This window comes from Algoriphagus namhaensis (genome assembly GCF_042649705.1).
Lineage (GTDB): Bacteria > Bacteroidota > Bacteroidia > Cytophagales > Cyclobacteriaceae > Algoriphagus > Algoriphagus namhaensis.
This window is the reverse complement of record NZ_JBHRZS010000006.1, coordinates 74,759-99,859: the sequence shown is the minus strand read 5'-3', so window position 1 is coordinate 99,859 and position 25,101 is coordinate 74,759. Positions and strand designations below refer to the sequence as shown.

The 25,101-nt window shown below is 42.2% G+C and carries 34 protein-coding genes; all 34 read left to right on the top strand.

Going from position 1 to position 25,101, the window contains the following annotated elements; all coding sequences use genetic code 11:
- Window positions 1–97 precede the first annotated feature (97 nt).
- Window positions 98–3,973 (top strand): DNA-directed RNA polymerase subunit beta, encoded by a 3,876-nt coding sequence (rpoB, locus tag ACFOSV_RS04115; protein ID WP_377903684.1) that lies wholly within the window; start codon window positions 98–100, stop codon window positions 3,971–3,973.
- Between the two features lie 48 nt (window positions 3,974–4,021).
- Window positions 4,022–8,335 (top strand): DNA-directed RNA polymerase subunit beta', encoded by a 4,314-nt coding sequence (gene rpoC / locus ACFOSV_RS04110; protein WP_377903682.1) that lies wholly within the window; start codon window positions 4,022–4,024, stop codon window positions 8,333–8,335.
- 65 nt (window positions 8,336–8,400) lie between these two features.
- Window positions 8,401–8,724: a DUF3467 domain-containing protein gene (locus ACFOSV_RS04105; protein ID WP_377903680.1), complete on the top strand. Its 324-nt coding sequence runs from the start codon at window positions 8,401–8,403 to the stop codon at window positions 8,722–8,724.
- A 98-nt stretch (window positions 8,725–8,822) separates the two neighbouring features.
- Complete coding sequence (gene rpsL / locus ACFOSV_RS04100; RefSeq protein ID WP_014772291.1) at window positions 8,823–9,206, top strand: 30S ribosomal protein S12; 384 nt, start codon at window positions 8,823–8,825, stop codon at window positions 9,204–9,206.
- A 19-nt stretch (window positions 9,207–9,225) separates the two neighbouring features.
- Window positions 9,226–9,693 carry a 30S ribosomal protein S7 gene (gene rpsG / locus ACFOSV_RS04095; RefSeq protein ID WP_377903677.1) on the top strand — a complete coding sequence of 156 codons (468 nt, stop codon included), beginning with the start codon at window positions 9,226–9,228 and terminating at the stop codon, window positions 9,691–9,693.
- A gap of 5 nt (window positions 9,694–9,698) precedes the next feature.
- Window positions 9,699–11,822, top strand: a complete 2,124-nt coding sequence (gene fusA, locus ACFOSV_RS04090) for an elongation factor G (RefSeq protein WP_377903675.1) — start codon at window positions 9,699–9,701, stop codon at window positions 11,820–11,822.
- A 12-nt stretch (window positions 11,823–11,834) separates the two neighbouring features.
- On the top strand, window positions 11,835–12,140 hold the full coding sequence (gene rpsJ, locus ACFOSV_RS04085) for a 30S ribosomal protein S10 (RefSeq protein ID WP_290001741.1): 306 nt from the start codon (window positions 11,835–11,837) through the stop codon (window positions 12,138–12,140).
- Window positions 12,141–12,384: 244 nt separating this feature from the next.
- Window positions 12,385–13,017 (top strand): 50S ribosomal protein L3, encoded by a 633-nt coding sequence (gene rplC, locus ACFOSV_RS04080; RefSeq protein WP_377903673.1) that lies wholly within the window; start codon window positions 12,385–12,387, stop codon window positions 13,015–13,017.
- A gap of 3 nt (window positions 13,018–13,020) precedes the next feature.
- Window positions 13,021–13,650: a 50S ribosomal protein L4 gene (rplD, locus tag ACFOSV_RS04075; RefSeq protein WP_377903671.1), complete on the top strand. Its 630-nt coding sequence runs from the start codon at window positions 13,021–13,023 to the stop codon at window positions 13,648–13,650.
- 4 nt (window positions 13,651–13,654) lie between these two features.
- Entirely contained in the window at window positions 13,655–13,942 is a 288-nt protein-coding gene (gene rplW, locus ACFOSV_RS04070; RefSeq protein WP_377903669.1) for a 50S ribosomal protein L23, read from the top strand.
- A 13-nt stretch (window positions 13,943–13,955) separates the two neighbouring features.
- On the top strand, window positions 13,956–14,780 hold the full coding sequence (rplB, locus tag ACFOSV_RS04065; RefSeq protein ID WP_377903667.1) for a 50S ribosomal protein L2: 825 nt from the start codon (window positions 13,956–13,958) through the stop codon (window positions 14,778–14,780).
- A 2-nt stretch (window positions 14,781–14,782) separates the two neighbouring features.
- Window positions 14,783–15,061 carry a 30S ribosomal protein S19 gene (gene rpsS / locus ACFOSV_RS04060; protein WP_074226879.1) on the top strand — a complete coding sequence of 93 codons (279 nt, stop codon included), beginning with the start codon at window positions 14,783–14,785 and terminating at the stop codon, window positions 15,059–15,061.
- 2 nt (window positions 15,062–15,063) lie between these two features.
- Window positions 15,064–15,456, top strand: coding sequence for a 50S ribosomal protein L22 (gene rplV, locus ACFOSV_RS04055; protein WP_377903664.1), 393 nt, complete (start codon window positions 15,064–15,066; stop codon window positions 15,454–15,456).
- Window positions 15,457–15,464: 8 nt separating this feature from the next.
- Entirely contained in the window at window positions 15,465–16,193 is a 729-nt protein-coding gene (gene rpsC, locus ACFOSV_RS04050; RefSeq protein ID WP_377903662.1) for a 30S ribosomal protein S3, read from the top strand.
- Between the two features lie 25 nt (window positions 16,194–16,218).
- Window positions 16,219–16,641, top strand: coding sequence for a 50S ribosomal protein L16 (gene rplP, locus ACFOSV_RS04045; RefSeq protein WP_377903660.1), 423 nt, complete (start codon window positions 16,219–16,221; stop codon window positions 16,639–16,641).
- Window positions 16,642–16,645: 4 nt separating this feature from the next.
- The gene (gene rpmC / locus ACFOSV_RS04040; RefSeq protein ID WP_377903658.1) at window positions 16,646–16,828 is read left to right on the top strand and encodes a 50S ribosomal protein L29; all 183 of its coding nucleotides are present in this window, start codon (window positions 16,646–16,648) and stop codon (window positions 16,826–16,828) included.
- A gap of 19 nt (window positions 16,829–16,847) precedes the next feature.
- A complete protein-coding gene (rpsQ, locus tag ACFOSV_RS04035; RefSeq protein WP_377903656.1) occupies window positions 16,848–17,111 on the top strand; it encodes a 30S ribosomal protein S17 in 264 nt (87 codons plus the stop codon).
- A 2-nt stretch (window positions 17,112–17,113) separates the two neighbouring features.
- Window positions 17,114–17,479 carry a 50S ribosomal protein L14 gene (rplN, locus tag ACFOSV_RS04030; protein ID WP_377903654.1) on the top strand — a complete coding sequence of 122 codons (366 nt, stop codon included), beginning with the start codon at window positions 17,114–17,116 and terminating at the stop codon, window positions 17,477–17,479.
- 2 nt (window positions 17,480–17,481) lie between these two features.
- On the top strand, window positions 17,482–17,826 hold the full coding sequence (gene rplX, locus ACFOSV_RS04025) for a 50S ribosomal protein L24 (RefSeq protein ID WP_377903652.1): 345 nt from the start codon (window positions 17,482–17,484) through the stop codon (window positions 17,824–17,826).
- Window positions 17,819–18,379 (top strand): 50S ribosomal protein L5, encoded by a 561-nt coding sequence (gene rplE, locus ACFOSV_RS04020; RefSeq protein WP_377903650.1) that lies wholly within the window; start codon window positions 17,819–17,821, stop codon window positions 18,377–18,379. Before rplX ends, rplE begins: the two co-directional genes overlap by 8 nt.
- Window positions 18,380–18,381: 2 nt before the next feature.
- Window positions 18,382–18,651, top strand: coding sequence for a 30S ribosomal protein S14 (gene rpsN, locus ACFOSV_RS04015; protein ID WP_377903648.1), 270 nt, complete (start codon window positions 18,382–18,384; stop codon window positions 18,649–18,651).
- Window positions 18,652–18,732: 81 nt separating this feature from the next.
- Entirely contained in the window at window positions 18,733–19,128 is a 396-nt protein-coding gene (gene rpsH / locus ACFOSV_RS04010) for a 30S ribosomal protein S8 (protein ID WP_377903646.1), read from the top strand.
- A 9-nt stretch (window positions 19,129–19,137) separates the two neighbouring features.
- On the top strand, window positions 19,138–19,695 hold the full coding sequence (rplF, locus tag ACFOSV_RS04005) for a 50S ribosomal protein L6 (protein WP_377903644.1): 558 nt from the start codon (window positions 19,138–19,140) through the stop codon (window positions 19,693–19,695).
- Window positions 19,696–19,701: 6 nt separating this feature from the next.
- A complete protein-coding gene (rplR, locus tag ACFOSV_RS04000; protein WP_377903642.1) occupies window positions 19,702–20,052 on the top strand; it encodes a 50S ribosomal protein L18 in 351 nt (116 codons plus the stop codon).
- A gap of 6 nt (window positions 20,053–20,058) precedes the next feature.
- Window positions 20,059–20,577 (top strand): 30S ribosomal protein S5, encoded by a 519-nt coding sequence (gene rpsE, locus ACFOSV_RS03995; RefSeq protein ID WP_377903640.1) that lies wholly within the window; start codon window positions 20,059–20,061, stop codon window positions 20,575–20,577.
- A 5-nt stretch (window positions 20,578–20,582) separates the two neighbouring features.
- On the top strand, window positions 20,583–20,762 hold the full coding sequence (rpmD, locus tag ACFOSV_RS03990; RefSeq protein WP_377903638.1) for a 50S ribosomal protein L30: 180 nt from the start codon (window positions 20,583–20,585) through the stop codon (window positions 20,760–20,762).
- A gap of 2 nt (window positions 20,763–20,764) precedes the next feature.
- On the top strand, window positions 20,765–21,211 hold the full coding sequence (gene rplO / locus ACFOSV_RS03985) for a 50S ribosomal protein L15 (RefSeq protein ID WP_377903636.1): 447 nt from the start codon (window positions 20,765–20,767) through the stop codon (window positions 21,209–21,211).
- 3 nt (window positions 21,212–21,214) lie between these two features.
- Window positions 21,215–22,534, top strand: a complete 1,320-nt coding sequence (gene secY, locus ACFOSV_RS03980) for a preprotein translocase subunit SecY (protein WP_377903634.1) — start codon at window positions 21,215–21,217, stop codon at window positions 22,532–22,534.
- Between the two features lies 1 nt (window position 22,535).
- Window positions 22,536–23,309 carry a type I methionyl aminopeptidase gene (gene map, locus ACFOSV_RS03975; RefSeq protein WP_377903632.1) on the top strand — a complete coding sequence of 258 codons (774 nt, stop codon included), beginning with the start codon at window positions 22,536–22,538 and terminating at the stop codon, window positions 23,307–23,309.
- Between the two features lies 1 nt (window position 23,310).
- Window positions 23,311–23,529 carry a translation initiation factor IF-1 gene (gene infA / locus ACFOSV_RS03970; RefSeq protein WP_290001796.1) on the top strand — a complete coding sequence of 73 codons (219 nt, stop codon included), beginning with the start codon at window positions 23,311–23,313 and terminating at the stop codon, window positions 23,527–23,529.
- Window positions 23,530–23,535: 6 nt separating this feature from the next.
- A complete protein-coding gene (gene rpmJ / locus ACFOSV_RS03965) occupies window positions 23,536–23,652 on the top strand; it encodes a 50S ribosomal protein L36 (protein WP_035468476.1) in 117 nt (38 codons plus the stop codon).
- A 3-nt stretch (window positions 23,653–23,655) separates the two neighbouring features.
- Window positions 23,656–24,033 carry a 30S ribosomal protein S13 gene (rpsM, locus tag ACFOSV_RS03960; RefSeq protein ID WP_377903629.1) on the top strand — a complete coding sequence of 126 codons (378 nt, stop codon included), beginning with the start codon at window positions 23,656–23,658 and terminating at the stop codon, window positions 24,031–24,033.
- Between the two features lie 13 nt (window positions 24,034–24,046).
- Window positions 24,047–24,445 (top strand): 30S ribosomal protein S11, encoded by a 399-nt coding sequence (gene rpsK, locus ACFOSV_RS03955; protein WP_057939435.1) that lies wholly within the window; start codon window positions 24,047–24,049, stop codon window positions 24,443–24,445.
- An 18-nt stretch (window positions 24,446–24,463) separates the two neighbouring features.
- Window positions 24,464–25,069: a 30S ribosomal protein S4 gene (gene rpsD, locus ACFOSV_RS03950; protein ID WP_377903626.1), complete on the top strand. Its 606-nt coding sequence runs from the start codon at window positions 24,464–24,466 to the stop codon at window positions 25,067–25,069.
- The last annotated feature ends 32 nt before the right edge of the window (window positions 25,070–25,101 follow it).

The following is a 25,101-nucleotide window of genomic DNA, read 5'->3' as shown; positions in this document are numbered from 1 at the left end:
AGGTCTTTTCCTGTTTATGCACAGGTCAAAAATTGCATTATATTGAGCTGTGTTTGCAGCATTCCAATAATTTATTTCACTATAAACACAAACTACCTTGGCTATCAAGAATCAACCCGAAAGGAAAAGTTTCTCCTCCATTAAGGTGGTCAAAGACTATCCGGATTTCTTAGATATTCAATTGCAATCCTTCAAGGATTTTTTCCAATTGGATACTCCTGCCGAAAAACGCCGGGCGGATGGATTATTTAAAGTATTTTCTGAAAACTTCCCAATTAGTGATTCTCGCGAGAATTTCACGTTGGAGTTTATCGACTATGCTGTAGATCCTCCGAAATATAGCGTGGGCGAGTGCATCGACCGCGGATTGACCTACTCCGTCCCTCTTAAAGCAAAATTGAGATTGCTTTGCCATGATGAGGACAATGAAGATTTTGAGACCATCGAACAAGAAGTCTTTTTGGGTAACCTCCCATACATGACTGAGAAGGGCTCTTTTGTGATCAATGGAGCGGAGCGAGTGATCGTGTCCCAGCTACATAGATCTCCAGGTGTATTCTTCGCGCAGAGTAAGCATACCAACGGTACGAAGCTTTATTCTGCTAGAATTATTCCTTTCAAAGGTTCCTGGATTGAATTTGCGACTGACATCAATAATGTCATGTATGCCTATATCGATCGTAAGAAGAAATTCCCAGTAACCACTTTGCTAAGAGCTATTGGATATGGATCTGATAAAGATATCCTCGATCTATTTGGTCTGTCTGAAGAAGTGAAGGCGACCAAGGCTGGCTTGAAGAAAGTAGCAGGTAGAAAACTAGCTGCTCGTGTTTTGAGAACTTGGGTAGAGGATTTCGTGGATGAGGATACTGGAGAGGTAGTTTCTATTGATCGGAATGAGGTACTCCTAGAAAGAGATACCGTCTTGACCTCTGAAGATGCGGATTTGATTTTGGATTCTGGAGCGAAGAGCATCATCCTGCACAGAGAAGATGTGAATATCGCTGACTATTCTATTATCTATAATACTCTTCAGAAAGATAATTCAAATTCTGAAAAAGAAGCAGTAGAGGTAATCTACAGACAACTAAGAAATACTGAAGCGCCTGATGAGTCTACAGCTCGTGAGGTGATTAATAGCCTGTTCTTCTCCGATAAGAGATACGATCTTGGAGAAGTAGGACGATATAGAATTAACAAAAAGCTCGGTCTTGATATCGAAGCTGAAAAAATCGTCTTGACTAAGGATGATATTATTTCTATCGTAAAGTATTTGATCGGATTGATCAATTCCAAGGCGGTAGTTGATGATATTGATCACTTGAGCAATAGACGTGTAAGAACAGTAGGTGAGCAGCTTTACAGCCAGTTCGGTGTTGGTCTTGCAAGAATGGCGAGAACCATTCGTGAGCGAATGAACGTCCGCGATAATGAGGACTTCAAGCCGGTAGATTTGATCAATGCTAGAACACTTTCTTCAGTGATCAACTCCTTCTTTGGCACCAACCAGCTTTCTCAGTTTATGGATCAAACCAATCCACTTGCTGAGCTCACGCACAAAAGAAGACTTTCTGCCCTTGGGCCTGGTGGTCTTTCTAGAGAGCGAGCTGGATTCGAGGTTCGTGACGTTCACTACACGCACTATGGAAGACTTTGTACCATTGAGACTCCTGAAGGACCAAACATTGGTTTGATTTCTTCTTTGTGTGTACATGCCAAGGTCAACTCTATGGGCTTCTTGGAAACTCCTTACCGAAAGGTAAAGGGTGGAAAAGTTAGCATGAAGCAAGAAGATATGGTCTTCTTAACTGCAGAAGAAGAGGATGATCATAACATTGCTCAGGCCAATGCCCCCTTGGATGACGCAGGTAAGTTTATCAATGAAAAAGTGAAGGCGAGATTTGAAGGTGACTTCCCTGTATTGGATCCAAATGAGATCAGCTACATGGACGTTGCGCCAAACCAGATTGTTTCTGTTGCAGCTTCTTTGATACCCTTCCTCGAGCACGATGATGCTAACCGAGCATTGATGGGATCTAACATGCAGCGTCAAGCTGTTCCTTTGTTGAAAGCAGAGGCTCCGATCGTAGGTACAGGCCTTGAGGCCAAAGCGGCAGTAGATTCTCGATCATTGATTATTGCGGAAGCAAATGGTGTAGTAGACTATGTGGACGCTAAGAAAATCAGGATCAAATACGATCTCACAGACGACGAACTCTTGGTGAACTTCACCGACGAGTATAAGTCTTATGATCTTATCAAGTTTAGAAGAACCAACCAGGATACGACTATTAATTTGACTCCTCTTGTATTGAAGGGTCAGAAAGTAGTCAAAGGTCAGGTGCTTGTAGAAGGATATTCAACCAACGAAGGAGAACTTGCTTTGGGTAAAAACCTGAAAGTGGCCTATATGCCTTGGCAAGGATATAACTTTGAGGATGCGATTGTAATCTCTGAGCGTGTAGTACGGGAAGACATCTTCACGTCTATCCACGTTGAAGAATTCCAATTGGAGGTTCGTGATACGAAGAGAGGAGAAGAGGAATTGACTTCTGAAATTCCAAACGTTTCCGAGGAGGCTGTGAAGCACTTGGACGAGAATGGAATTATTCGTGTAGGAGCTGAGATCAAAGAAGGTGATATCATCATTGGTAAGATTACTCCAAAAGGTGAAACAGACCCAACTCCTGAAGAAAAACTTCTTCGTGCGATCTTTGGTGATAAAGCTGGTGACGTAAAGGATGCTTCCTTGAAAGCTTCTCCTTCCTTGAATGGCGTAGTAATCGAAACCAAGCTTTTCTCAAGACCTAAGAAGGATAAGGATCACAGAGCAAAATCAAAGGCTGAAGTTGAAAAACTGAAAGCTAAATACGGGAAGGATCTTTTGGCTATCAGAGCTAGAATGATCAATAAACTTGTCACTATTCTTGATGGAAAAACTTCTCTAGGAGTGAAGCACAAGTTTGGAGATGAGATCATCAGCAAGGGTACCAAGTTCAATGCTAAAAACATTGAAAACAACTTGTTCCCTGCTAAGAACCCTTACCGAGACGAAAGTAATTATAACGTACCAGAAGAGGCAAACTTAATTTCTGACATCATTCTTGACGACTGGACTAATGATGCTTATACCAATGAGCTTATTGTGAAATTGGTGAAGAATTATACCAATTCAAGAAATGAAATCAGCGGACTATTCAAGCGTGATCGATTTACCCTAGAAGTGGGTGATGAGCTTCCGGCCGGAATTGTGCAGCTAGCCAAGGTGTACGTAGCGAAAAAGCGTAAGCTTAAAGTAGGTGATAAGATGGCTGGTCGCCACGGAAATAAGGGTATCGTAGCCCGAATCGTACGTGACGAAGATATGCCATTCCTCGAAGACGGAACACCAATGGATATCGTATTGAACCCACTAGGTGTACCATCTCGAATGAACATCGGACAGATTTTTGAGACAGTCCTTGCTTGGGCTGGTCAGAAAATGGGTAAGAAATATGCCACTCCGATCTTCGATGGAGCCACCATGGAAGAAGTTGCTCATGAACTTGAGTTAGCTGGCCTTCCTGCTTTCGGGCGTACGTATCTTTATGACGGTTTGTCTGGACAGCGATTTGATCAGCCAGTGACAGTAGGTATTGCCTACATGTTGAAGCTAGGTCACTTGGTAGATGACAAGATGCACGCAAGATCTATTGGACCATATTCTTTGATTACGCAGCAGCCACTTGGAGGTAAAGCTCAATTTGGTGGTCAGCGATTCGGAGAGATGGAAGTGTGGGCGCTAGAGGCATTTGGTGCTTCTCACGTACTACAAGAGATTCTGACGGTAAAATCTGATGATGTAATTGGACGAGCGAAAGCTTATGAAGCTATCGTGAAAGGTGAAAACCTGCCAAAGCCAAATATTCCTGAATCCTTCAATGTACTGGTTCATGAACTAAGAGGATTGGCTCTTGAGATTACATTAGATTAATTTGGCTCATTGGGCCTTTCGGGGCCCTACACATATCTTTCAAAAACTATGGCGTTTAGAAAAAATAAAAAACTCAACAATGACTTTTCAAGGGTGACCATTAGTTTGGCCTCTCCAGAATCTATTCTGGATAGCTCAAATGGTGAGGTGACCCAGCCAGAAACGATCAACTACAGAACCTACAAACCAGAAATGGGCGGTTTGTTCTGTGAGCGTATTTTTGGCCCTGTAAAGGATTGGGAATGTCATTGTGGTAAATACAAGCGTATTCGCTACAAAGGGATCATCTGTGATCGCTGCGGTGTAGAGGTGACGGAGAAAAAAGTACGAAGAGAGCGAATGGGACACATCGAATTGGTGGTGCCAGTGGCTCATATTTGGTACTTCAAATCTCTTCCGAATAAAATCGGATATCTTTTGGGTCTTCCGACCAAAAAGCTTGATCAAATTGTGTACTATGAGCGATATGCGGTAGTGCAGCCAGGTATCAAGGCTGAGGAAGGGGTTCAATATTTGGATTTCCTTACCGAAGATGAATACCTAGATATCATGGATAAGCTTCCTAAGGAAAATCATCAACTTGATGATGACGATCCAAATAAGTTTATCGCTAAGATGGGTGCTGAAGCTCTTGAAATGCTCTTGGCAAGAATCGATCTAGATGATCTTTCTTACTCTTTGAGACACCAAGCTGCTACGGATACTTCTCAGCAGAGAAAGGCTGAGGCCTTGAAAAGACTGAAAGTTGTAGAAGCATTCAGAGATGCTAGAACTCGTATCGAAAACCGTCCTGAGTGGATGGTGGTACGAATGGTTCCAGTCATCCCACCAGAATTGCGTCCTCTAGTTCCATTGGATGGAGGTAGATTTGCAACTTCTGATTTGAATGATCTTTATAGAAGAGTAATCATCAGAAATAATCGTCTGAAGCGACTGATCGATATCAAGGCACCAGAGGTGATTTTGAGAAACGAGAAGAGAATGCTTCAGGAGGCGGTTGATTCTTTGTTTGATAACTCAAGAAAAGTTAATGCGGTAAGATCCGATGGAAACCGTGCCTTGAAGTCCCTTTCAGATATGTTGAAAGGTAAGCAAGGTCGATTCCGTCAAAATTTGCTTGGTAAGCGTGTGGATTACTCCGGTCGTTCGGTAATCGTAGTAGGTCCAGAATTGAAGCTTCACGAGTGTGGTCTTCCTAAAAATATGGCAGCTGAGCTGTTCAAGCCATTTATCATCCGTAAGTTGATCGAGAGAGGAATTGTTAAGACTGTAAAGTCTGCAAAGAAAATCGTCGATCGCAAGGATCCAGTGGTTTGGGATATTCTTGAAAATGTACTGAAGGGACATCCAGTTCTTTTGAACCGTGCTCCTACTTTGCACAGATTGGGTATTCAGGCTTTCCAGCCAAAATTGATTGAAGGAAAAGCAATCCAGTTGCACCCATTGGTATGTACTGCATTCAACGCCGACTTTGACGGTGACCAGATGGCGGTTCACGTACCACTTGGCCATGAGGCAATCTTGGAAGCTTCAACTTTGATGCTTTCCTCACATAACATCCTAAACCCTGCTAACGGAGCACCGATTACGGTACCTTCTCAAGACATGGTTTTGGGTCTCTATTATGTAACCAAAGGAAAGAAATCCACCAAAGAAGAGCCTGTGCCTGGTGAAGGAATGACTTTCTACAGCCAAGAAGAGGTAATTATTGCACTAAATGAAGGAGCGATTTCACAGCATGCGAATATCAAGTGCAAGGTGAACGTGAGATCTGAAGATGGTGAGATTAAGTCCCAAATTATCGAAACTGTGGCAGGCCGATTGATCTTCAATCAGTTTGTACCAGAAGAAGTAGGGTTTGTAAATGAACTTTTGACAAAGAAAAAACTACAGCAGATTATTGCTCAAGTAGTCAAAGTTTGTGGAATCGCCCGAACAGCGCAATTCTTGGATGATATCAAAAACCTTGGATTCCAGATGGCTTACAAAGGCGGTCTATCCATGGGATTGAATGATGTAATTATTCCTGAAGAAAAAGAGCCGATGATCGCAAAGGCCAAAGAAGAAGTTGACCAAGTATGGAACAACTATTTAATGGGTCTGATCACGGATAATGAAAGATATAATCAGGTAATTGATATCTGGACTCGTACCAACTCTCATTTGACGAATAATCTAATGAAGCAGATGGAAGAGGATAAGCAAGGCTTTAATGCGATCTACATGATGATGCACTCCGGAGCTAGAGGTTCTCGAGAGCAGATTCGTCAGTTGGGTGGTATGAGAGGCTTGATGGCAAAGCCACAGAAAAACCTTCAAGGTTCTGTAGGTGAAATCATCGAAAACCCAATTCTTTCCAACTTTAAAGAAGGTCTGGATGTATTGGAGTACTTTATCTCTACTCACGGTGCTAGAAAGGGTCTTGCCGATACTGCATTGAAAACTGCAGATGCGGGATACTTGACTAGAAGACTGGTAGACGTAGCTCAGGATATGATTGTGACCGAAGATGATTGCGGTACGTTGAGAGGACTCATCGTTCAGCCACTTCGTGACAATGACGAGATCGTAGAGCCATTGTCTGAAAGAATTGTAGGACGAGTTTCTGTACACGACCTATATGATCCAGAGACTGACGAATTGATCGTTTCTTCTGGTGAGTCTATTTCAGATGAGATTGCAACTCGAATTGACAATTCATCTATCGATGAGGTGGAAATCAGATCTGTCTTGACTTGTGAAACACGTAGAGGTGTTTGTTCTAAGTGCTATGGACGAAACCTAGCTACCGGTAATATGGTACAGGAAGGTGAATCTGTGGGGGTTATTGCGGCACAGTCTATTGGTGAACCAGGTACTCAGCTTACTTTGAGAACTTTCCACGTAGGTGGTACAGCATCCAACATGGCCGTAGAAGCGAGTATTACAGCTAAGTTCGAAGGAAAAGTTGAATTTGATGACGAGCTGAGATGGATCGAATCTACCAATAAGGAAGGTGAGAAAGTCATGGTTGTAATGGGTAGATCTGGTGAGATCAAAGTAAATGATGCCAAAACAGGCAAAACTTTGGTATCTAATCATGTTCCTTACGGAGCTATCCTTGCAGTGAAGGACGGACAGAAGATCGGAAAAGGTGATGCACTTTGTAAGTGGGATCCATACAATGCGGTGATTCTTTCAGAATTTGATGGAAAGATCGAATTTGAATCTATCGTAGAAGGAATCACTTTTAAAGAAGTGGCTGATGATCAGACTGGATTCCGTGAGAAGGTAATTATTGATTCAAAAGATAGAACAAAGAATCCTGCCATCATTGTAAATTATGGTGAGGAGTCTAAGTCATACAACATTCCAGTGGAAGCTCACCTTGCTGTAGAAGAGGGTGAAAAAGTAAAAGCTGGACAGGTATTGGTGAAAATCCCAAGATCGGTAGGTAAGACTAGAGATATTACAGGTGGTTTGCCACGAGTGACCGAGCTATTCGAAGCGAGAAATCCTTCAAACCCTGCGGTAGTATCTGAGATCGACGGAGTGGTATCTTATGGTGGGATTAAGCGAGGAAATCGTGAGATCCTAATCGAGTCTAAGGATGGAGTGGTAAAGAAATACATGGTATCTCTTTCCAAGCACATCCTCGTTCAAGAGAATGACTTCATCCGTGCAGGTGAGGCACTTTCTGATGGAGCGATTACACCAAATGATATCTTGGCCATCAAAGGTCCTACTGCGGTGCAGGAGTATCTTGTGAATGAGATCCAGGAAGTATACCGACTACAAGGTGTGAAGATCAATGATAAGCACATTGAAGTGATCGTAAGCCAAATGATGCAGAAAGTGGAAATACTTGATGCAGGCGACACAGGTTTCCTTCAAAATCAAGTGGTAGATAAGTGGGCATTCCGAGAGGAAAATGACATCATTTTGGATAAGAAAGTGGTGATGGATGCTGGCGACTCGTCCACATTGAAGCCTGGTATGATCATCTCTGCAAGAAGATTGCGTGATGAAAACTCCAGCTTGAAGCGTAAAGATTTGAAACTTGTACAAGTGAGAGATGCTGAAACTGCGGTGTCAAGACCTACACTTCAAGGTATCACTGCTGCGTCTTTGGGTACTGAGAGCTTTATTTCAGCGGCTTCCTTCCAGGAGACGACTAAGGTTCTTTCTGAAGCGGCAATCCGTGGTAAGAGAGACGAGCTACTCGGGCTGAAGGAGAACGTGATCGTAGGTCACCTTATCCCAGCAGGTACAGGTCAGCGCCGTATCCAGAGTATGATCATTGGTTCGCAATCAGAGTACGATCAGCTTTCTGAAAGTATGGAAAGAACTTCTGCTCCAAGATCCAGCGAAGCGATTTTGTAACACGAGTTAATCTAATCATGAAAAGGCCTGTAGCAGTACGGGCCTTTTTTTAATCTCTAAAAATCATGGAAGATCCAAAAAATAAAAAGCCGGCGAATCAGCCTATCAACATAGAGCTTTCAGAAGAAGTGGCCGAAGGAGTGTATTCAAATTTGGCGATGATCGCTCATTCCAATTCAGAGTTTGTGATCGACTTTATCCGACTAATGCCAGGAGTACCAAAGGCAAAAGTCAAATCAAGAATAATTATCACTCCAGAGCACGCCAAGCGCCTTTTGGCAGCTTTAAGTGATAATATTGAAAAGTATGAAAAAGCTTTCGGGAAAATCAGTCAGTCTGGAGAGACTCCTCATTTCCCCTTGAGCTTTGGGGCCCCAGGTGAAGCCTAAAAGAAATATAACTTCTTAATTTTGTTCGTCTTATTTCTTTGTTTACCTTTGCAGTCCAAAATTTAACAGTTTACGGGAAAACTAAATTTTATCAGTTAATGCCTACTATTCAACAGTTAGTAAGAAAAGGTAGAACCACACTTGAAACCAAATCGAAGTCTAGAGCTCTGGATGCATGTCCGCAGCGTAGAGGAGTTTGTACCAGAGTGTATACTACGACCCCTAAGAAGCCAAACTCTGCGATGCGGAAAGTGGCCAGGGTAAGATTGACCAATGGAAAAGAAGTGAATGCTTACATTCCAGGAGAGGGTCATAATTTGCAAGAACACTCGATCGTATTGATCAGAGGTGGTCGTGTGAAAGATCTTCCAGGTGTAAGATATCACATCATCCGAGGTGCACTAGATACAGCAGGAGTAAAAGACCGGAAGCAAGGTCGCTCTAAGTATGGTGCTAAGCGGCCTAAGGCAGCAAAAAAGTAATTCATAACAATTAGAAATAATGAGAAAAGCGAAACCAAAGAAGAGATATATTCTTCCTGATCCAAAGTTCAACGATACCTTGGTAACCAAGTTTGTGAACTGTCTAATGGTGGATGGAAAGAAGAGTATTGCTTACAATATTTTCTACGATGCAGTAGAGAAGGTTGAAGAAAAAGTAGGTGAGAATGGTCTTGAAGTTTGGAGAAAAGCGCTTAACAATATTGCTCCTTCCGTTGAGGTTAAGAGTCGTAGAGTTGGTGGTGCTACATTCCAGGTTCCAATGGAAGTTCGGCCAGAAAGAAAAATGGCATTGGGTATCAAATGGATGATCCTTTATGCTAGAAAAAGAGGAGAGAAGACTATGATGGATCGCCTTGCAGGTGAGATCATCGCAGGTGCCAAAGGTGAAGGTGCTGCAGTGAAGAAGAAGGACGATACTCATAGAATGGCCGAAGCGAATAAAGCATTCTCACACTTTAGATTTTAATTAGGATGGCGAAGAGAGATTTAAAATACACAAGAAACATCGGTATTGCTGCCCACATTGATGCGGGTAAGACCACCACTACCGAGCGTATTCTTTTTTATTCTGGAGTTTCCCATAAAATCGGTGAGGTGCACGATGGTGCTGCTACGATGGACTGGATGGCACAGGAGCAGGAAAGAGGAATCACGATTACTTCTGCTGCGACTACCGTTTTCTGGAACTACAGAGATCAGAAGTACCAAATTAATATCATCGATACTCCAGGTCACGTGGATTTTACCGTAGAGGTAAACCGCTCCTTAAGAGTATTGGATGGTCTAGTTTTCCTATTTAGTGCTGTGGATGGTGTTGAGCCACAGTCTGAAACTAACTGGCGATTAGCTGATAATTATAAAGTTGCACGAATCGGATTCGTGAATAAGATGGACCGTGCTGGCGCAAACTTCCTTGAGGTTTGTAAGCAAGTGAAGGAAATGCTAGGAAGCTATGCAGTTCCATTGCAGTTGCCAATCGGTGCAGAAGATAAATTTAAAGGCGTAGTTGACTTGATCAACAACAGAGCTATCGTCTGGAATGAAGAAGATATGGGAATGACTTTCGAGGAAGTTGCTATACCTGAAGACATGACAGAAGAAGTAGAGCAGTGGAGAGAGCATTTGCTTGAAGCAGTTGCTGATTACGATGAGTCATTGATGGAGAAATTCTTTGATGATCCGAATTCTATCTCAGAAGCTGAAATTCTTAACGCTTTGAGAAAAGCTACTATCGATATGAAGATTGTACCTATGGTATGTGGATCTTCATTCAAGAATAAGGGTGTGCAGACTATGCTTGACCTTGTGATGGAGCTTCTTCCTTCTCCTCTTGATAAAGATGATATCATCGCAAAAGAGCTAGATGACGAAGATGTTGACGTAAGAATCTCACCAGATGAAGATGAGCCATTTGCAGGACTAGCATTTAAGATCGCAACGGATCCATTCGTAGGTAGACTTTGCTTCGTAAGAGCATACTCTGGTGTATTGGAGTCTGGATCATACGTGTACAATAGCCGATCTGGTAACAAAGAAAGAATTTCCCGAGTATTCCAGATGCACGCCAACAAGCAAAACCAAATCGATTCGCTTAGAGCAGGAGATATTGGTGCAGTGGTTGGTTTCAAAGACATCAAGACTGGTGATACCCTTTGCCACGAACAGCGTAAAGTGGTATTGGAGTCTATGATATTCCCAGAGCCAGTAATTGGATACGCTATTGAGCCTAAAACTCAGGCCGATGTTGATAAACTCGGTATGGCTATCGCAAAATTGGTAGAAGAAGATCCTACACTTCAAGTAAATACAGATCATGAAACTGGTCAGACTATCTTGAGAGGTATGGGTGAGCTTCACCTAGATATTATCATCGATCGTCTTAAGAGAGAATTTAAAGTAGAGATCAACCAAGGTGCGCCTCAGGTTGCTTACAAAGAAGCTCTTTTCGGAAGTATCGAGCACAAAGAGGTTTACAAGAAGCAAACTGGTGGTAAAGGTAAATTTGCCGATATCGTATTTGAGATCGGTCCAAAAGACCCAGATCCAGAGACAGGCGAGATTAAGCCAGGATTGGATTTCGTAAACGGAATCGTTGGTGGTGTAATTCCAAAAGAATTTATCCCTTCTATTCAGAAAGGTTTTGCTGAAGCCATGCACAATGGACCTTTGGCAGGATATCCAATTGATTCAATGAAAGTAAGATTGTTCCACGGTTCCTTCCATGACGTCGATTCAGATGCTCTTTCCTTCGAATTAGCAGCAAGACTTGGCTTCAAAGAAGCAGCTCGTAAGTGTAGCCCACAACTTCTAGAGCCAATCATGGCTGTAGACGTAGTGACTCCTGACGAATACACAGGTCCGATCACAGGTGACTTGAACAGACGACGTGGTCTGATGAAAGGTATGGATACCAAAGGAACTTCTTCGGTAGTGAAGGCTGATGTGCCTTTATCAGAATTGTTTGGATATATCACTGATTTGAGAACAATCACTTCAGGAAGAGCGACAGCATCATTGACATTCTCTCATTATGCTACGGTTCCAAACAATATTGCAGAAACTGTAATTGCGAATGTAAAAGGGCAAAAGGCCTAATCTAATATCGAGATGAATCAGAAAATCAGAATAAAACTAAAATCATACGATCACAGCCTGGTGGATAAGTCATCAGAGAAAATCGTAAAAGCTGTAAAGTCTACAGGAGCAGTAGTGGTGGGACCAATTCCCTTGCCTACAAAAAAGGAGAAATTTACGGTCTTGAAGTCACCTCACGTGAACAAGAAGGCCAGAGATCAGTATCAACTTTGTACTTACAAGAGACTAGTTGATATTTATTCCAACAGCTCTAAGACTGTGGATGCCTTGATGAAGATCGAGCTTCCTAGTGGTGTAGATGTAGAAATCAAAGTTTGATTTCACCTGAAACGATCAAAAAAAGACCTGGGTTTTTACTCAGGTCTTTTTCTTTGAAGAGCATAAAAGAGAGTATTGATTAGTAATCGGTGAAAAATTTTATCGGTTGATTATAAAAAGCCTGCAAACCTCTGAAAATAAACGAATCGGAGTTTGTTACAGAATTTTATTTCAGTAACTTTGCAGTCCTTAAAAAGGGCCCAAGCTGATAATCACTTGGGAATTATCAAAATATCTTATATAGATGTCTGGTATTATTGGAAAAAAAGTAGGAATGACTAGCATTTTTAGTGCCGATGGACGTAATGTCGCATGCACGCTAATAGAAGCTGGTCCTTGCGTAGTGACGCAAGTAAAAAACGTTGAAACAGACGGGTACAGTGCTGTGCAACTTGGATTTGGTGAGCGTAAAGAAAAGAATACGCCTAAGCCATTGATCGGCCACTTCAAAAAGGCTGGTACCACTCCAAAGCACAAAGTTGTTGAGTTCAGAGATTTCCGGGTTGAGTTTGAAGGCCAGGTAAATCTAGGGGCTACTGTGAAGTCCGAAGAAGTGTTCGTAGAAGGTGACTTCGTCGATGCTATCGGTACTTCAAAAGGTAAAGGATTCCAGGGTGTAGTTAAGCGTCACGGTTTTGGTGGTGTGGGTGGTCAAACTCACGGTCAGCACAACAGACAGAGACACCCAGGTTCGATTGGTGCATGTTCTTGGCCATCTAGAGTATTCAAAGGAATGCGAATGGCAGGAAGAACTGGTGGCGACAGAGTAAAGGTGATCAACCTTCGAGTGTTGAAAATCTATCCAGAAAAAAACCTTCTATTGGTTTCTGGATCAGTACCTGGGCCAAAAAATTCTTATGTAATTCTAGAGAAATAAGCCATGGAATTAGCAGTAATCAATCATAAAGGAGAAGATACCGGAAGAAAGGTGACTCTTTCAGAAGACATCTTCGGGATCGAACCAAACGATCACGCGATATACTTAGACGTAAAGCAGTACTTGGCTAATCAAAGACAAGGAACTCATAAGTCTAAAGAGAGAAACGAAATTGCAGGGTCTACTAAGAAGATCAAAAAGCAAAAAGGTACAGGTAGTGCCAGAGCTGGATCTATTAAGTCCCCGTTATTTAGAGGAGGAGGAAGAGTATTTGGTCCAAGACCAAGAAACTATTCTTTCAAATTGAATAAAAAAGTAAAGCAGTTGGCTCGTAAGTCTGCACTTTCTTACAAAGTGAAAGAGGAAAGCCTAACCGTTCTTGAGAATCTATCTTTTGATTCTCCAAAGACAAAGAACTACGTGAACTTACTTAATGGATTGGCTCTTGGTGACAAGAAGACACTCGTGGTATTGCCAGAGGCAAACATGAATGTATACCTATCTAGCAGGAATTTAGCTAAGTCCAAGGTAGTGACTGTGAATGATGTAAATACTTATCAGGTACTTCATGCCGACCAGCTTGTGTTGTGCGAAGGATCTGTAAGCATGTTGGAAACCATTTTATCGAAATAAGACAATGGATATTCTAAAGCAGCCCATAATTACAGAGAAGGTTTCAGCCATGAACGAAAAAGGAGTTTATGGATTCATTGTGGAAAAAACCGCAAAGAAGCCTGAAATCAAGAATGCTGTAGAAAAGACTTACGGAGTTAAAGTGGTTTCTATCAGAACCATGCGTTACGCTGCCAAAAGCAAAACGAGATATTCCAAGAGCCAAATCGTATCAGGCTTTACCAATTCCTTCAAGAAGGCAATGGTACAAGTAGCTGAAGGAGATGTAATCGATTTTTACGGAGAAGTTTAATTGAATCAGTATCATGGCAATTAAAAAAATGAATCCTGTAACTCCAGGAACGAGATTTAGAGTCGCTCCAGCGTTCGACGAGATTACCAAGTCGACCCCAGAGAAGTCTCTTCTTGCTCCTTTGAAGAAATCAGGAGGTAGAAATAATCAAGGCAAAATGACCCAGCGAAATATCGGTGGAGGTCATAAGCGAAGACTACGTATCGTAGACTTCAAGAGAAACAAATTTGGCGTACCGGCTACCGTAAAGGCGATCGAGTATGATCCAAATAGAACAGCGCGACTAGCTCTACTATATTATGCTGACGGAGCTAAAGCCTATATTATCGCCCCAGAAGGTTTGCAAGTAGGGCAAACGGTGATTTCTGGTGAGCAAGTAGCGCCTGAATTAGGCAATGCTATGCCATTGATGAATATTCCTTTGGGTACAATTGTACACAATGTGGAGTTGAAGCCAGGAAAAGGTGGTGCGATGGTGAGAAGTGCAGGTGGTTATGCCCAGATCGTAGCTCGTGAAGGGAAATATGTCACAATCAAACTTCCATCCGGAGAGATGAGATTGGTATTGGGAGCGTGTCTTGGTACTGTAGGTACTGTTTCTAACGGTGATCACATGAACGTAGTTCTTGGAAAAGCCGGTAGAAAAAGATGGCTAGGAGCTAGGCCTCGAGTAAGAGGTGTGGCGATGAACCCTGTCGATCACCCAATGGGTGGTGGTGAAGGTCGTTCGTCTGGTGGTCACCCAAGATCCAGAACAGGAGTTTTGGCTAAAGGTAAAAAGACCAGATCGCCTAAAAAGTATTCAAACAAATTCATCATTAGCAAAAGATCTAAATAATTATGGCACGTTCATTAAAAAAAGGTCCTTATATCGAGCATCATTTGGTGAAGAAGGTGGATGTGATGAACGAGTCTGGCAAGAAATCTGTCATCAAGACTTGGTCAAGAAGATCCATGATTTCTCCAGATTTCGTAGGACATACCTTCGCTGTGCATAATGGAAATAAATTCATTCCAGTATTTGTTACAGACAACATGGTTGGTCACAAGCTAGGTGAATTTGCTCCTACTCGTAATTTCAGAGGGCACATTGCTAAAAAAGATAAAGGAAAGAGATAATCATGGAAGCAGTAGCAAGATTAAATAATGTTCCTACCTCTACTCGTAAGATGCGCCTTGTTGCAGACTTAGTAAGAGGAAAAAGAGTTGGTCAGGCCCTGAGCATCCTTAAGTTCACTCCAAATCACGGAGCCGCAAAACTTGAGAAATTGTTGCTTTCAGCAGTCGCCAATTGGCAAGCAAAAAATCCAGACGAAAAGCTGGAAGAAGCTGATTTGTATATCAAGACGATCATGGTAGATGGTGGTAGAATGCTCAAGAGATTGAGACCTGCTCCTCAAGGTCGTGGACATAGAATCCGTAAAAGATCTAATCATGTAACTCTAGTCGTTGACGCGTTCAACACTGCAGAGGTTACCGCTGATGAAGTAGAAACAAACGAAAAGGCAAATTAAGAGAGACTATGGGACAAAAGATTAACCCAATAGGATTTAGACTTGGTGTAGTTAAAGGCTGGGATTCCAACTGGTATGGTGGGAAGAACTTTGCTGATAAACTATACGAAGATCAGAAAATCCGTAAGTACGTCCTTGCCAGAATCCCTAAAGGCGGAATATCTAAGGTGATCATTGAGCGTACGCTCAAAAGAATCACATTGACGATACACACTGCTCGTCCGGGTGTAGTAATTGGTAAAGGCGGGGCCGAAGTAGATAAGCTGAAAGAGGAGTTGAAGAAACTAACTAACAAGGATATTCAAATCAATATCTTTGAGATCAAGCGTCCTGAATTGGATGCCAAGCTAGTTGGTGAATCTATCGCTTCACAACTTCAAGCAAGAATCTCCTTCCGTAGAGCAATGAAGCAGGCAATTGCAGCTTCTATGAGAGTGGGTGCTGAAGGCATCAAGATCAAGTTGTCAGGCCGTCTAGGTGGTGCTGAAATGGCTAGATCCGAGATGTACAAAGAAGGAAGAATTCCTCTTCACACCTTAAGGGCAGACATTGATTACGCCATTTCTGAAGCGCAAACTGTATATGGTATCATTGGTATCAAAGTTTGGATCTTCAAAGGTGAGGTTTACGGTAAAAGAGATCTTTCTCCAAACCAAGGTGCTGCAAATGATCCCAAAGGTGGACGTAACGCTGGTCCAAAGCGTGACGGAGCTCCAAGACGTAGAAGACGAAACTAATTTTCACCTATTTAAGTGAGAAATCATGTTACAGCCAAAAAGAACTAAATATAGAAAAATGCAAAAGGGCCGTGTCAAAGGCATCGCGCAAAGAGGGCATACGCTTTCTTTCGGGAACTTTGGCATCAAATCCCTGGAAGCAGGATGGATTACGGCTCGCCAGATTGAGGCGGCTCGTATTGCCATGACGAGAGCGATGAAAAGAGAAGGTCAAGTTTGGATCAGAATTTTTCCAGACAAGCCTATCACTAAGAAACCTGCAGAGGTACGTATGGGTAAAGGTAAAGGAGCTCCTGAGTATTGGGTAGCACCGATCAAGCCTGGAACCATTTTGTTTGAAGCCACTGGAGTGTCTATCGAAACAGCCAAAGAGGCTTTGAGACTAGCACAACAGAAACTTCCGGTAAGCACCAGATTTGTCGTTCGTAGAGATTACGTAGAAAAGTAAATCGATGAAAAACACAGAAATCCGTTCACTTTCCTCAAGTGAAATTGCAGAGCGAATCGTCGCTGAAAAGGAGAATTTGACAAAGTTGAACTTTGCTCACAATATCTCTCCTATTGAGAATCCAAACAGAATCCGCGAGTCCAAGCGTCTGATCGCAAGATTGAAGACTGCATTGGCTGCCAAATAACTAGCTAATAGAAAATACAATGGCTACGATTGAAAGAAATCTTCGTAAAGAAAGAGTTGGTAAAGTGGTAAGTAACAAGATGGACAAGTCCATCACTGTCGCTGTAGAGCGTCGTGTAAAGCACGGGATCTATGGTAAGTTCGTTACCAAAACGACCAAATTTATGGCTCATGACGAGAAAAACGAGTGTGCCCCTGGGGACGTCGTTAAAATCAGTGAAACTCGTCCGCTGAGTAAGAACAAGCGTTGGAGATTAGTTGAAATTATAGAAAAGGCTAAATAACCATGATACAGCAAGAATCCAGACTGAGTGTAGCGGACAATTCCGGCGCCAAAGAAGTCCTCGTGATCCGTGTATTAGGAGGAACCAAGAAGCGATATGCTTCCATTGGAGACAAAGTAGTCGTTACTGTAAAGACATCTTCGTCCAGCAATATGAAAAAAGGAACCGTCTCTAGAGCGGTAATCGTACGCACAAGAAAAGAAATAAGACGTAAAGACGGATCTTATATTCGATTCGAAGACAATGCAGCTGTTTTGCTTAACAATAACGACGAGCCAAGAGGTACACGTATCTTCGGCCCAGTTGCTAGAGAGTTAAGAGAAAAGCAGTTTATGAAAATCGTTTCTTTGGCCCCTGAAGTACTATAATCATGGAAAGAAAAGTAAAGAAACAAGCAAAATTTCACATCAAAACTGGTGATACTGTGAAGGTGATCTCAGGTGATGATAAGGGAAAGACTGGTAAAGTACTTTCTGTCGATACTGCTAAAAGAAGAGCTTTTGTAGAAGGATTGAACATGATTACTAAGCATGTGAAGCCAACTGCAGCAAAGCCTGAAGGCGGAATTGAGAAGAAGGAAGCTTCAATTCAAATAAGCAATTTGATGCTAGTAGATCCTAAAACAGGCGAAGCAACCCGTACAGGTCGCAAGGCTGATGAAAATGGAAAATTAGTAAGGTACTCTAAGAAAACTGGGGAGGTGATCAATGGCTAATCCAAGAATTAAAGATAAGTACGTTCAGGAAATCGTTCCTGCGCTGAAAGAGAAGTTTCAGTACACCTCTGTAATGCAGGTGCCCAAGTTGAGCAAGATTGTGCTTAACAAAGGAATCGGTGCTGCAGTGGCGGACAAGAAGCTTGTTGACCAAGGTGTTGAAGAACTTTCTTTGATCACTGGGCAGCGTGCTGTAGCTACCAAAGCAAAGATCTCTATCTCTAACTTTAAGTTGAGAGACGGAATGCCTATCGGAGCTAAAGTGACCTTGAGAGGTGACAGAATGTATGAATTCCTTGACAGATTGATGACTGTGGCACTTCCTCGTGTAAGAGATTTCAAAGGAATCTCTGACAAAGGATTTGACGGAAGAGGTAACTACACATTAGGTGTAACAGAGCAAATTATCTTTCCTGAGATCAGCATCGAAAAGGTGAACAGAATCTCCGGTATGGATATCACTTTTGTGACGACAGCAAATACAGATGAGGAAAGCCTTGCGTTATTGAGATCGTTCGGAATGCCTTTTGTAAATAACAATAAAGAAGAATAATCATGGCAAAAGAGTCCATCAAAGCACGTGAGAGAAAAAGAGAGCGCACGGTAGCCAAGTATGCCAAGAAAAGAGCTGAGCTGAAAGCAGCCGGTGATTACGAGGCACTTGACAAGTTACCAAAGAACGCTTCTCCAGTAAGACTTCACAACAGATGTAAACTTACAGGTCGGCCAAAAGGCTACATGAGAAAGTTCGGTATAAACAGAGTTACCTTCAGAGAAATGGCCGCTAATGGCGAAATCCCTGGAGTAACGAAGTCTAGCTGGTAAAATCACGACAGTAGTTTTTATTCTAAAAATCAATTCGTAACTTTGCACGCCCGTTTCGGGTGGAGCTAGACTATTATAACAATGACTGATCCAATAGCTGATTATCTTACACGATTGAGAAATGCCATCAAGGCATCTCATCGTATCGTAGAGATTCCTTCTTCAAATTTGAAGAAAGAGATCACTAAAGTATTGCATGACAAGGGGTACATTCAGAATTACAAGTTTGAGCAAAACGGTCCTCAGGGAACGATCAAAATTGCACTGAAGTACAACCCTTCTACCAAGAAGAATGCAATCGTAAGCCTGCAAAGAGTAAGTACTCCAGGCTTAAGAAAATATGTAAAACATACGGATCTACCTCGCGTAATCAACGGGCTTGGCGTGGCTGTTATTTCTACTTCTAAAGGAGTAATGACAGACAAAGAAGCTAGAGTTGAGGGTGTGGGTGGTGAAGTTCTTTGCTACGTATATTAATAAATACTCATGTCTAGAATAGGTAAAAAACCAATAGATATACCCAGCGGTGTTACTGTAGACGTGTCAGCTCATGGGCTGGTCACTGTTAAAGGTCCAAAGGGTACGCTTTTACAAGATGTCAATCCTGACATCAAGGTGAAAGTAGAAGGAAACCAGGTCGTTGTAGAACGTCCTACGGAATCGAAAAGACATAAGTCCTTCCACGGTCTTTACAGATCTTTGATCAACAATATGGTGATCGGTGTGTCTGAAGGCTATGAGAAGAAAATCGAACTTGTGGGTGTGGGTTATAAGGCAGCTAATGCAGGCCAAGTGCTTGAATTGAACCTTGGATATTCTCACAGTATTTTCTTTGCACTTCCAGAGGAAATCAAGGTGGCCACAGAGACTCAGAAAGGAAAGAATCCGATCATTACTCTGAACGGCTCTGATAAAGCATTAATAGGACAAGTTGCAGCCAAAATCAAGTCTCTACGTAAAGTTGAGCCATACAAAGGTAAAGGTGCAAGATTTGTCGGTGAGCAAATTAGACGTAAGGCTGGTAAAACTGCCGCTAAAAAATAATAGGTTATGGCATTTAAGAAAAGTTCCAGACGACTTAGAATCAAGCAGGGTATCAGAAAGAAGATTTCAGGTACTGATTCCAGACCACGTTTATCTGTATTCAAGAGTAATACAGGTATTTATGCTCAATTGGTGGATGATCTCAAGGGTCAGACATTGGCACAAGCTTCTTCAAAAGAGCTAGGAGCCAAAGAAAATATAAAGGTTGAAATTTCTAAAGAAGTAGGCAAGAAGCTTGCAGAGCGTGCTATCGCTTCAGGTGTTAGCGAGATCGTTTTCGACAGAAATGGATATTTGTACCACGGTAACGTTAAAGCTTTGGCCGATGGCGCCAGAGAAGGCGGCCTTAAATTTTAATCAACTATGTCTGAATTGAGAAGAAAGCCTATCAGGGCTACAGATACAGAACTTAAAGAAAAAGTGGTTGCGATCAACCGCGTTGCGAAAGTAGTGAAAGGTGGACGTCGTTTCTCTTTCTCTGCAATCGTAGTAGTAGGTGATGGTGACGGCGTAGTAGGTTACGGTTTAGGTAAAGCTAACGAGGTAACTGATGCCATTACAAAGGGTATCGAAGATGCGAAGAAGAACTTGGTGAGAGTGCCAGTATTGAAAGGTACTATTCCTCACGAGCAGCTTGGTAAATTCGGTGGAGGTTTCGTTTTGATTAAGCCTGCGGCTCCTGGTACTGGTGTAATCGCCGGTGGTGCGATGCGTGCGGTATTAGAAAGTGCTGGTGTAACAGACGTACTTGCTAAGTCTAAAGGCTCTTCCAACCCACACAACGTGGTGAAGGCGACCATCGATGCGTTGATGCAATTAAGAGATGCCATTGCTGTTTCGCAGCAAAGAGGCGTGAAAATGTCGAAAGTATTTAACGGATAATCATCATGGCTAAGATTAAAATCACACAGATCAAAAGCACCATTGATAGACCAAAGGATCAGAAAGGTACTATTACCGCTCTAGGACTTGGTAAGATCAACAAGTCTGTGGTCTTAGAGGGTACTCCTCAGATCCACGGAATGGTGAATAAAGTTAATCACCTTGTAAAAGTGGAGGAAGTTTAATTATGAAACTACATACATTAAAACCAGCTGAAGGTTCTACAAAGAACAGAAAAAGAATCGGTCGTGGTACCGGTTCTGGACGTGGTGGAACTTCTACAAGAGGTCATAAAGGAGCAAAATCCCGTTCTGGTTACAAAACTAAAATGGGTTTTGAAGGTGGTCAAATGCCGCTTCAGAGAAGAGTTCCTAAGTTTGGCTTCAAAAGCTTCAACCGTGTTGAGTATAAGCCAGTGAATTTGGATACTCTTCAGGAGCTTGCCGACAAGTATAGCCTTGACGCGATCAACTTGGATACACTAGTATCTCATGGCATTGCTTCCAAGAATGATAGAATCAAAATTCTTGGTGGTGGTGAATTGAAAGCTAAATTAGACGTGACTGCACATCAGTTCTCTGCTTCAGCTACTGAGGCAATTGAGAAGAATGGTGGAGCTGCAAACAAGATTTAATTAATGAAAAAGTTTATTTCGACAATAAGGAATATTTTCTCTATCGAAGACCTTCGAGAAAGAATTCTTAATACGGTAGGATTTCTGATCATTTTCAGATTAGGTTCCTTTATCGTTCTTCCTGGTGTAGATCCATCGAAGTTGAATGATGCTCCAGAAGGTATTTTCGGTTTGATCGATACATTCCTAGGTGGTGCATTCAGTAACGCGTCCATCTTTGGGCTAGGGATCATGCCTTACATATCTGCATCCATCGTGTTGCAGTTATTGACTGTCGGAGTACCTTATTTTCAAAAAATGCAAAAGGAAGGGGAATCTGGTCGTAAGCGAATTACCCAGATTACCCGAATCCTGACTATTGCCATTACAGTAGCGCAAGGTATTGGATATGTCACTGCGACTATCCTTCCTACGGGTGCTGTTATGGTGAGTACACCTCTTTTCCTTACCAGCTCTTTGGTTTTACTTTCCGCCGGGACAATGTTCTGTATGTGGCTAGGTGAAAAAATCACTGAGAAGGGAATAGGAAACGGTATTTCAATGCTAATCATGATTGGTATTATTTCCAGATTTCCTGGAGCTATCATCGCAGAGGTTTTGGAAAAGAGCACATCAGGTATGTTGCTACTTCTAATTGAAGCGGCAGTATTGTTCTTCGTAGTTGTTGGTACTGTAGCTTTGACAGAGGCAGTTCGAAAGATCCCTGTGCAATATGCGAAGCAAGTGGTTGGGGGGAAAGTTTACGGCGGACAACGCCAGTATATTCCTATCAAAGTAAATGCTTCAGGAGTAATGCCGATCATCTTCGCACAGTCATTGATGTTTGTGCCTGCTCTTATAGCACAAATTTGGGCTGGAGAGAGTGACATTGCCAACTATATTGGAACCACATTTAGTGATTTCACTTCTTGGCAGTATAACCTTCTATTTGCTGCATTGATCATCATTTTCACATTCTTCTACACTGCAATTACTGTGAACCCAGAGCAGATTGCTGAGGATATGAAGAGAAACGGTGGTTTCGTTCCGGGGATTAAGCCTGGTGCGCCAACCTCGGAATTCATTGATGGCATCATCTCAAAAATCACATTGCCAGGTTCAATCTTGCTTGCGGCAGTTGCGATTCTACCAGCGTTGGCGATTATTGCTGGTGTGGGTGGAGAGTTTGCACAGTTTTACGGTGGTACCTCACTTCTCATCATGGTGGGTGTAATCATGGATACCTTACGACAGATTGAGAGTTACCTCTTGATGCGTCACTACGAGGGAATGATGAAAAGTGGTAATATGAAGAATAATTCTTCAAATTATCAGGTAGCATAAGATGATTAATTATAAGACTTCTGAGGAAGTTCAATTAATAAAAGAGAGTGCCGACATACTGGGGAGAGCTCATGGAGAAGTAGCCAAGTATGTCAAGGAAGGGGTAAAGACCTCTTTTCTAGATAAGATTGCTGAGGAGTTTATCAGAGATCATCAAGGTGTTCCTTCCTTTAAGGGATACAATGGTTTTCCTGCTTCACTTTGTATTTCCGTGAACGAAGTTGTAGTACACGGATTTCCCAGCGAATATGAATTGAAAGATGGCGATATAATCTCAGTAGATTGTGGAGTCTTTCACCAAGGTTTTCATAGCGATTCCGCTTATACATACCCTATCGGTGAAGTATCCCCTGCTGTCATAGCTTTACTTAAAGCCACTCGCGATTCATTATATCTTGGAATCGAAAAAGCTGTTTTTGGAAATCGGCTTGGAGATGTAGGTAATGCGATTCAAAAGTTTGTCGAAGCAAAAGGCTATACTGTAGTCCGTGAGCTCGTCGGACATGGGATCGGGAAGAATTTACACGAGGCTCCAGAGGTTCCAAACTACGGCAAGAAAGGAAGTGGCACTCCTTTGAAATCTGGAATGGTAATCGCCATTGAGCCCATGGTCAATCTTGGTACGAGGAATATCGTCCAAGAGCGAGATGGATGGACGATTCGCACGGCGGATCGGAAACCATCAGCGCACTATGAGCATACAGTAGCGATTTTTGAAGATAAAACGGAGGTCTTAACGACCCACAAATACATAGAGGAGAATTTTAAATTCTAAAATGGCAAAACAAACATCTATAGAGCAAGATGGAACCATCGTAGAGGCACTGTCTAATGCGATGTTCAAAGTGGAACTCGAGAATGGACATCAGCTGATCGCCCATATCTCAGGGAAGATGAGGATGAATTACATAAAGATCCTCCCAGGGGATAGGGTGAAGCTTGAAATGTCTCCCTATGATTTGACAAAAGGAAGAATTGTATATCGATATAAATAAACTGATATGAAAGTAAAGGCATCTATCAAAAAGAGAAGTGCTGACTGTAAAGTGATCAGAAGAAACGGAAAACTTTACGTCATCAATAAGAAGAATCCTAAGTTTAAACAAAGACAAGGTTAAGTTATGGCTAGAATTGCAGGTGTAGACATACCAGACAATAAGCGTGGCGTAATCGGACTAACCTACATCTTCGGAATAGGTAGAAGTTCAGCCCAAGCTATTTTGGACAAAGCCGGTATTTCCGTCGATAAAAAGGCAGGAGAGTGGGATGACGATGAGTCAACCGCCATCAGAAATATCATCGCTGAAGAATTTAGAACCGAAGGTGTTCTTAAGTCAGAGATCCAATTAAACATCAAGCGACTGATGGATATCGGTTGCTATAGAGGTTTGAGACACAGAAAAGGACTTCCATTGCGTGGTCAGAAGACCAAAAACAACGCGAGAACAAGGAAGGGTAAGAGAAAAACTGTTGCTAACAAAAAGAAAGCAACTAAATAAACCTGATTAGATTATGGCTCAGAAAAGAAACGATAAAGCTAAAGGTAAAAAAAGAGTAGTAAAGGTAGAAGCTGTAGGACAGGCTCACATCAGAGCGTCTTTCAATAATATCATTATCTCACTTACCAACAATGCGGGACAAGTAATCTCTTGGGCTTCTGCCGGTAAAATGGGTTTCAGAGGTTCAAAGAAAAATACTCCTTACGCAGCGCAGATGGCCGCTCAAAATTGCGGACAGGTAGCCTATGACTTAGGTTTGAGAAAGATCGAAGTATTTGTAAAAGGTCCTGGATCAGGTCGTGAATCGGCGATCAGAACTTTACAAAATGTAGGTTTAGATGTGACCACTATCATTGATGTGACTCCAATGCCACACAACGGTTGTCGTCCTCCAAAGCGTAGAAGAGTTTAATTTTAAAGATTAGAAAGAATGGCTAGATATACAGGTCCTAAATCCAAGATCGCTCGAAAATTTGGCGAGCCAATCGAAGGGCATAGCAAAGCACTTCAGAAGAAAAACTATCCTCCAGGACAGCATGGTCGTGGAAGAAGAAAGAAGCAATCTGAATATGCAATCCAGCTTGCTGAGAAGCAAAAAGCGAAATACATCTACGGTGTCCTTGAAAGACAGTTTGCGAAGATGTTTGGAATTGCTTCCAGAAAATCTGGAATTACGGGTGAAAACCTATTGCAACTTTTGGAAGCAAGATTGGACAACACCGTTTACCGTTTAGGTATTTCTCCTACACGAAGAGGCGCAAGACAACTTGTTTCTCACAAGCATATCCTAGTGAATGGTGAGGTGGTAAATATTCCATCATACACGTTGAAGCCTGGGGATGTGATTTCAGTAAGAGAGCGTTCGAAGTCGCTTGAGGCGATTACTAGCAGTTTGACTGGTAGAGGAGCTATGCAGTACTCTTGGTTAGAGTGGGACTTAGCTTCATTGACTGGCAAATATGTCAGCACTCCAAGTAGAGATGATATTCCTGAGAATATCAAGGAGCAGCTAATTGTCGAACTCTACTCTAAATAATAATTATTTTCAGCTTTTAAACAGAATAAACT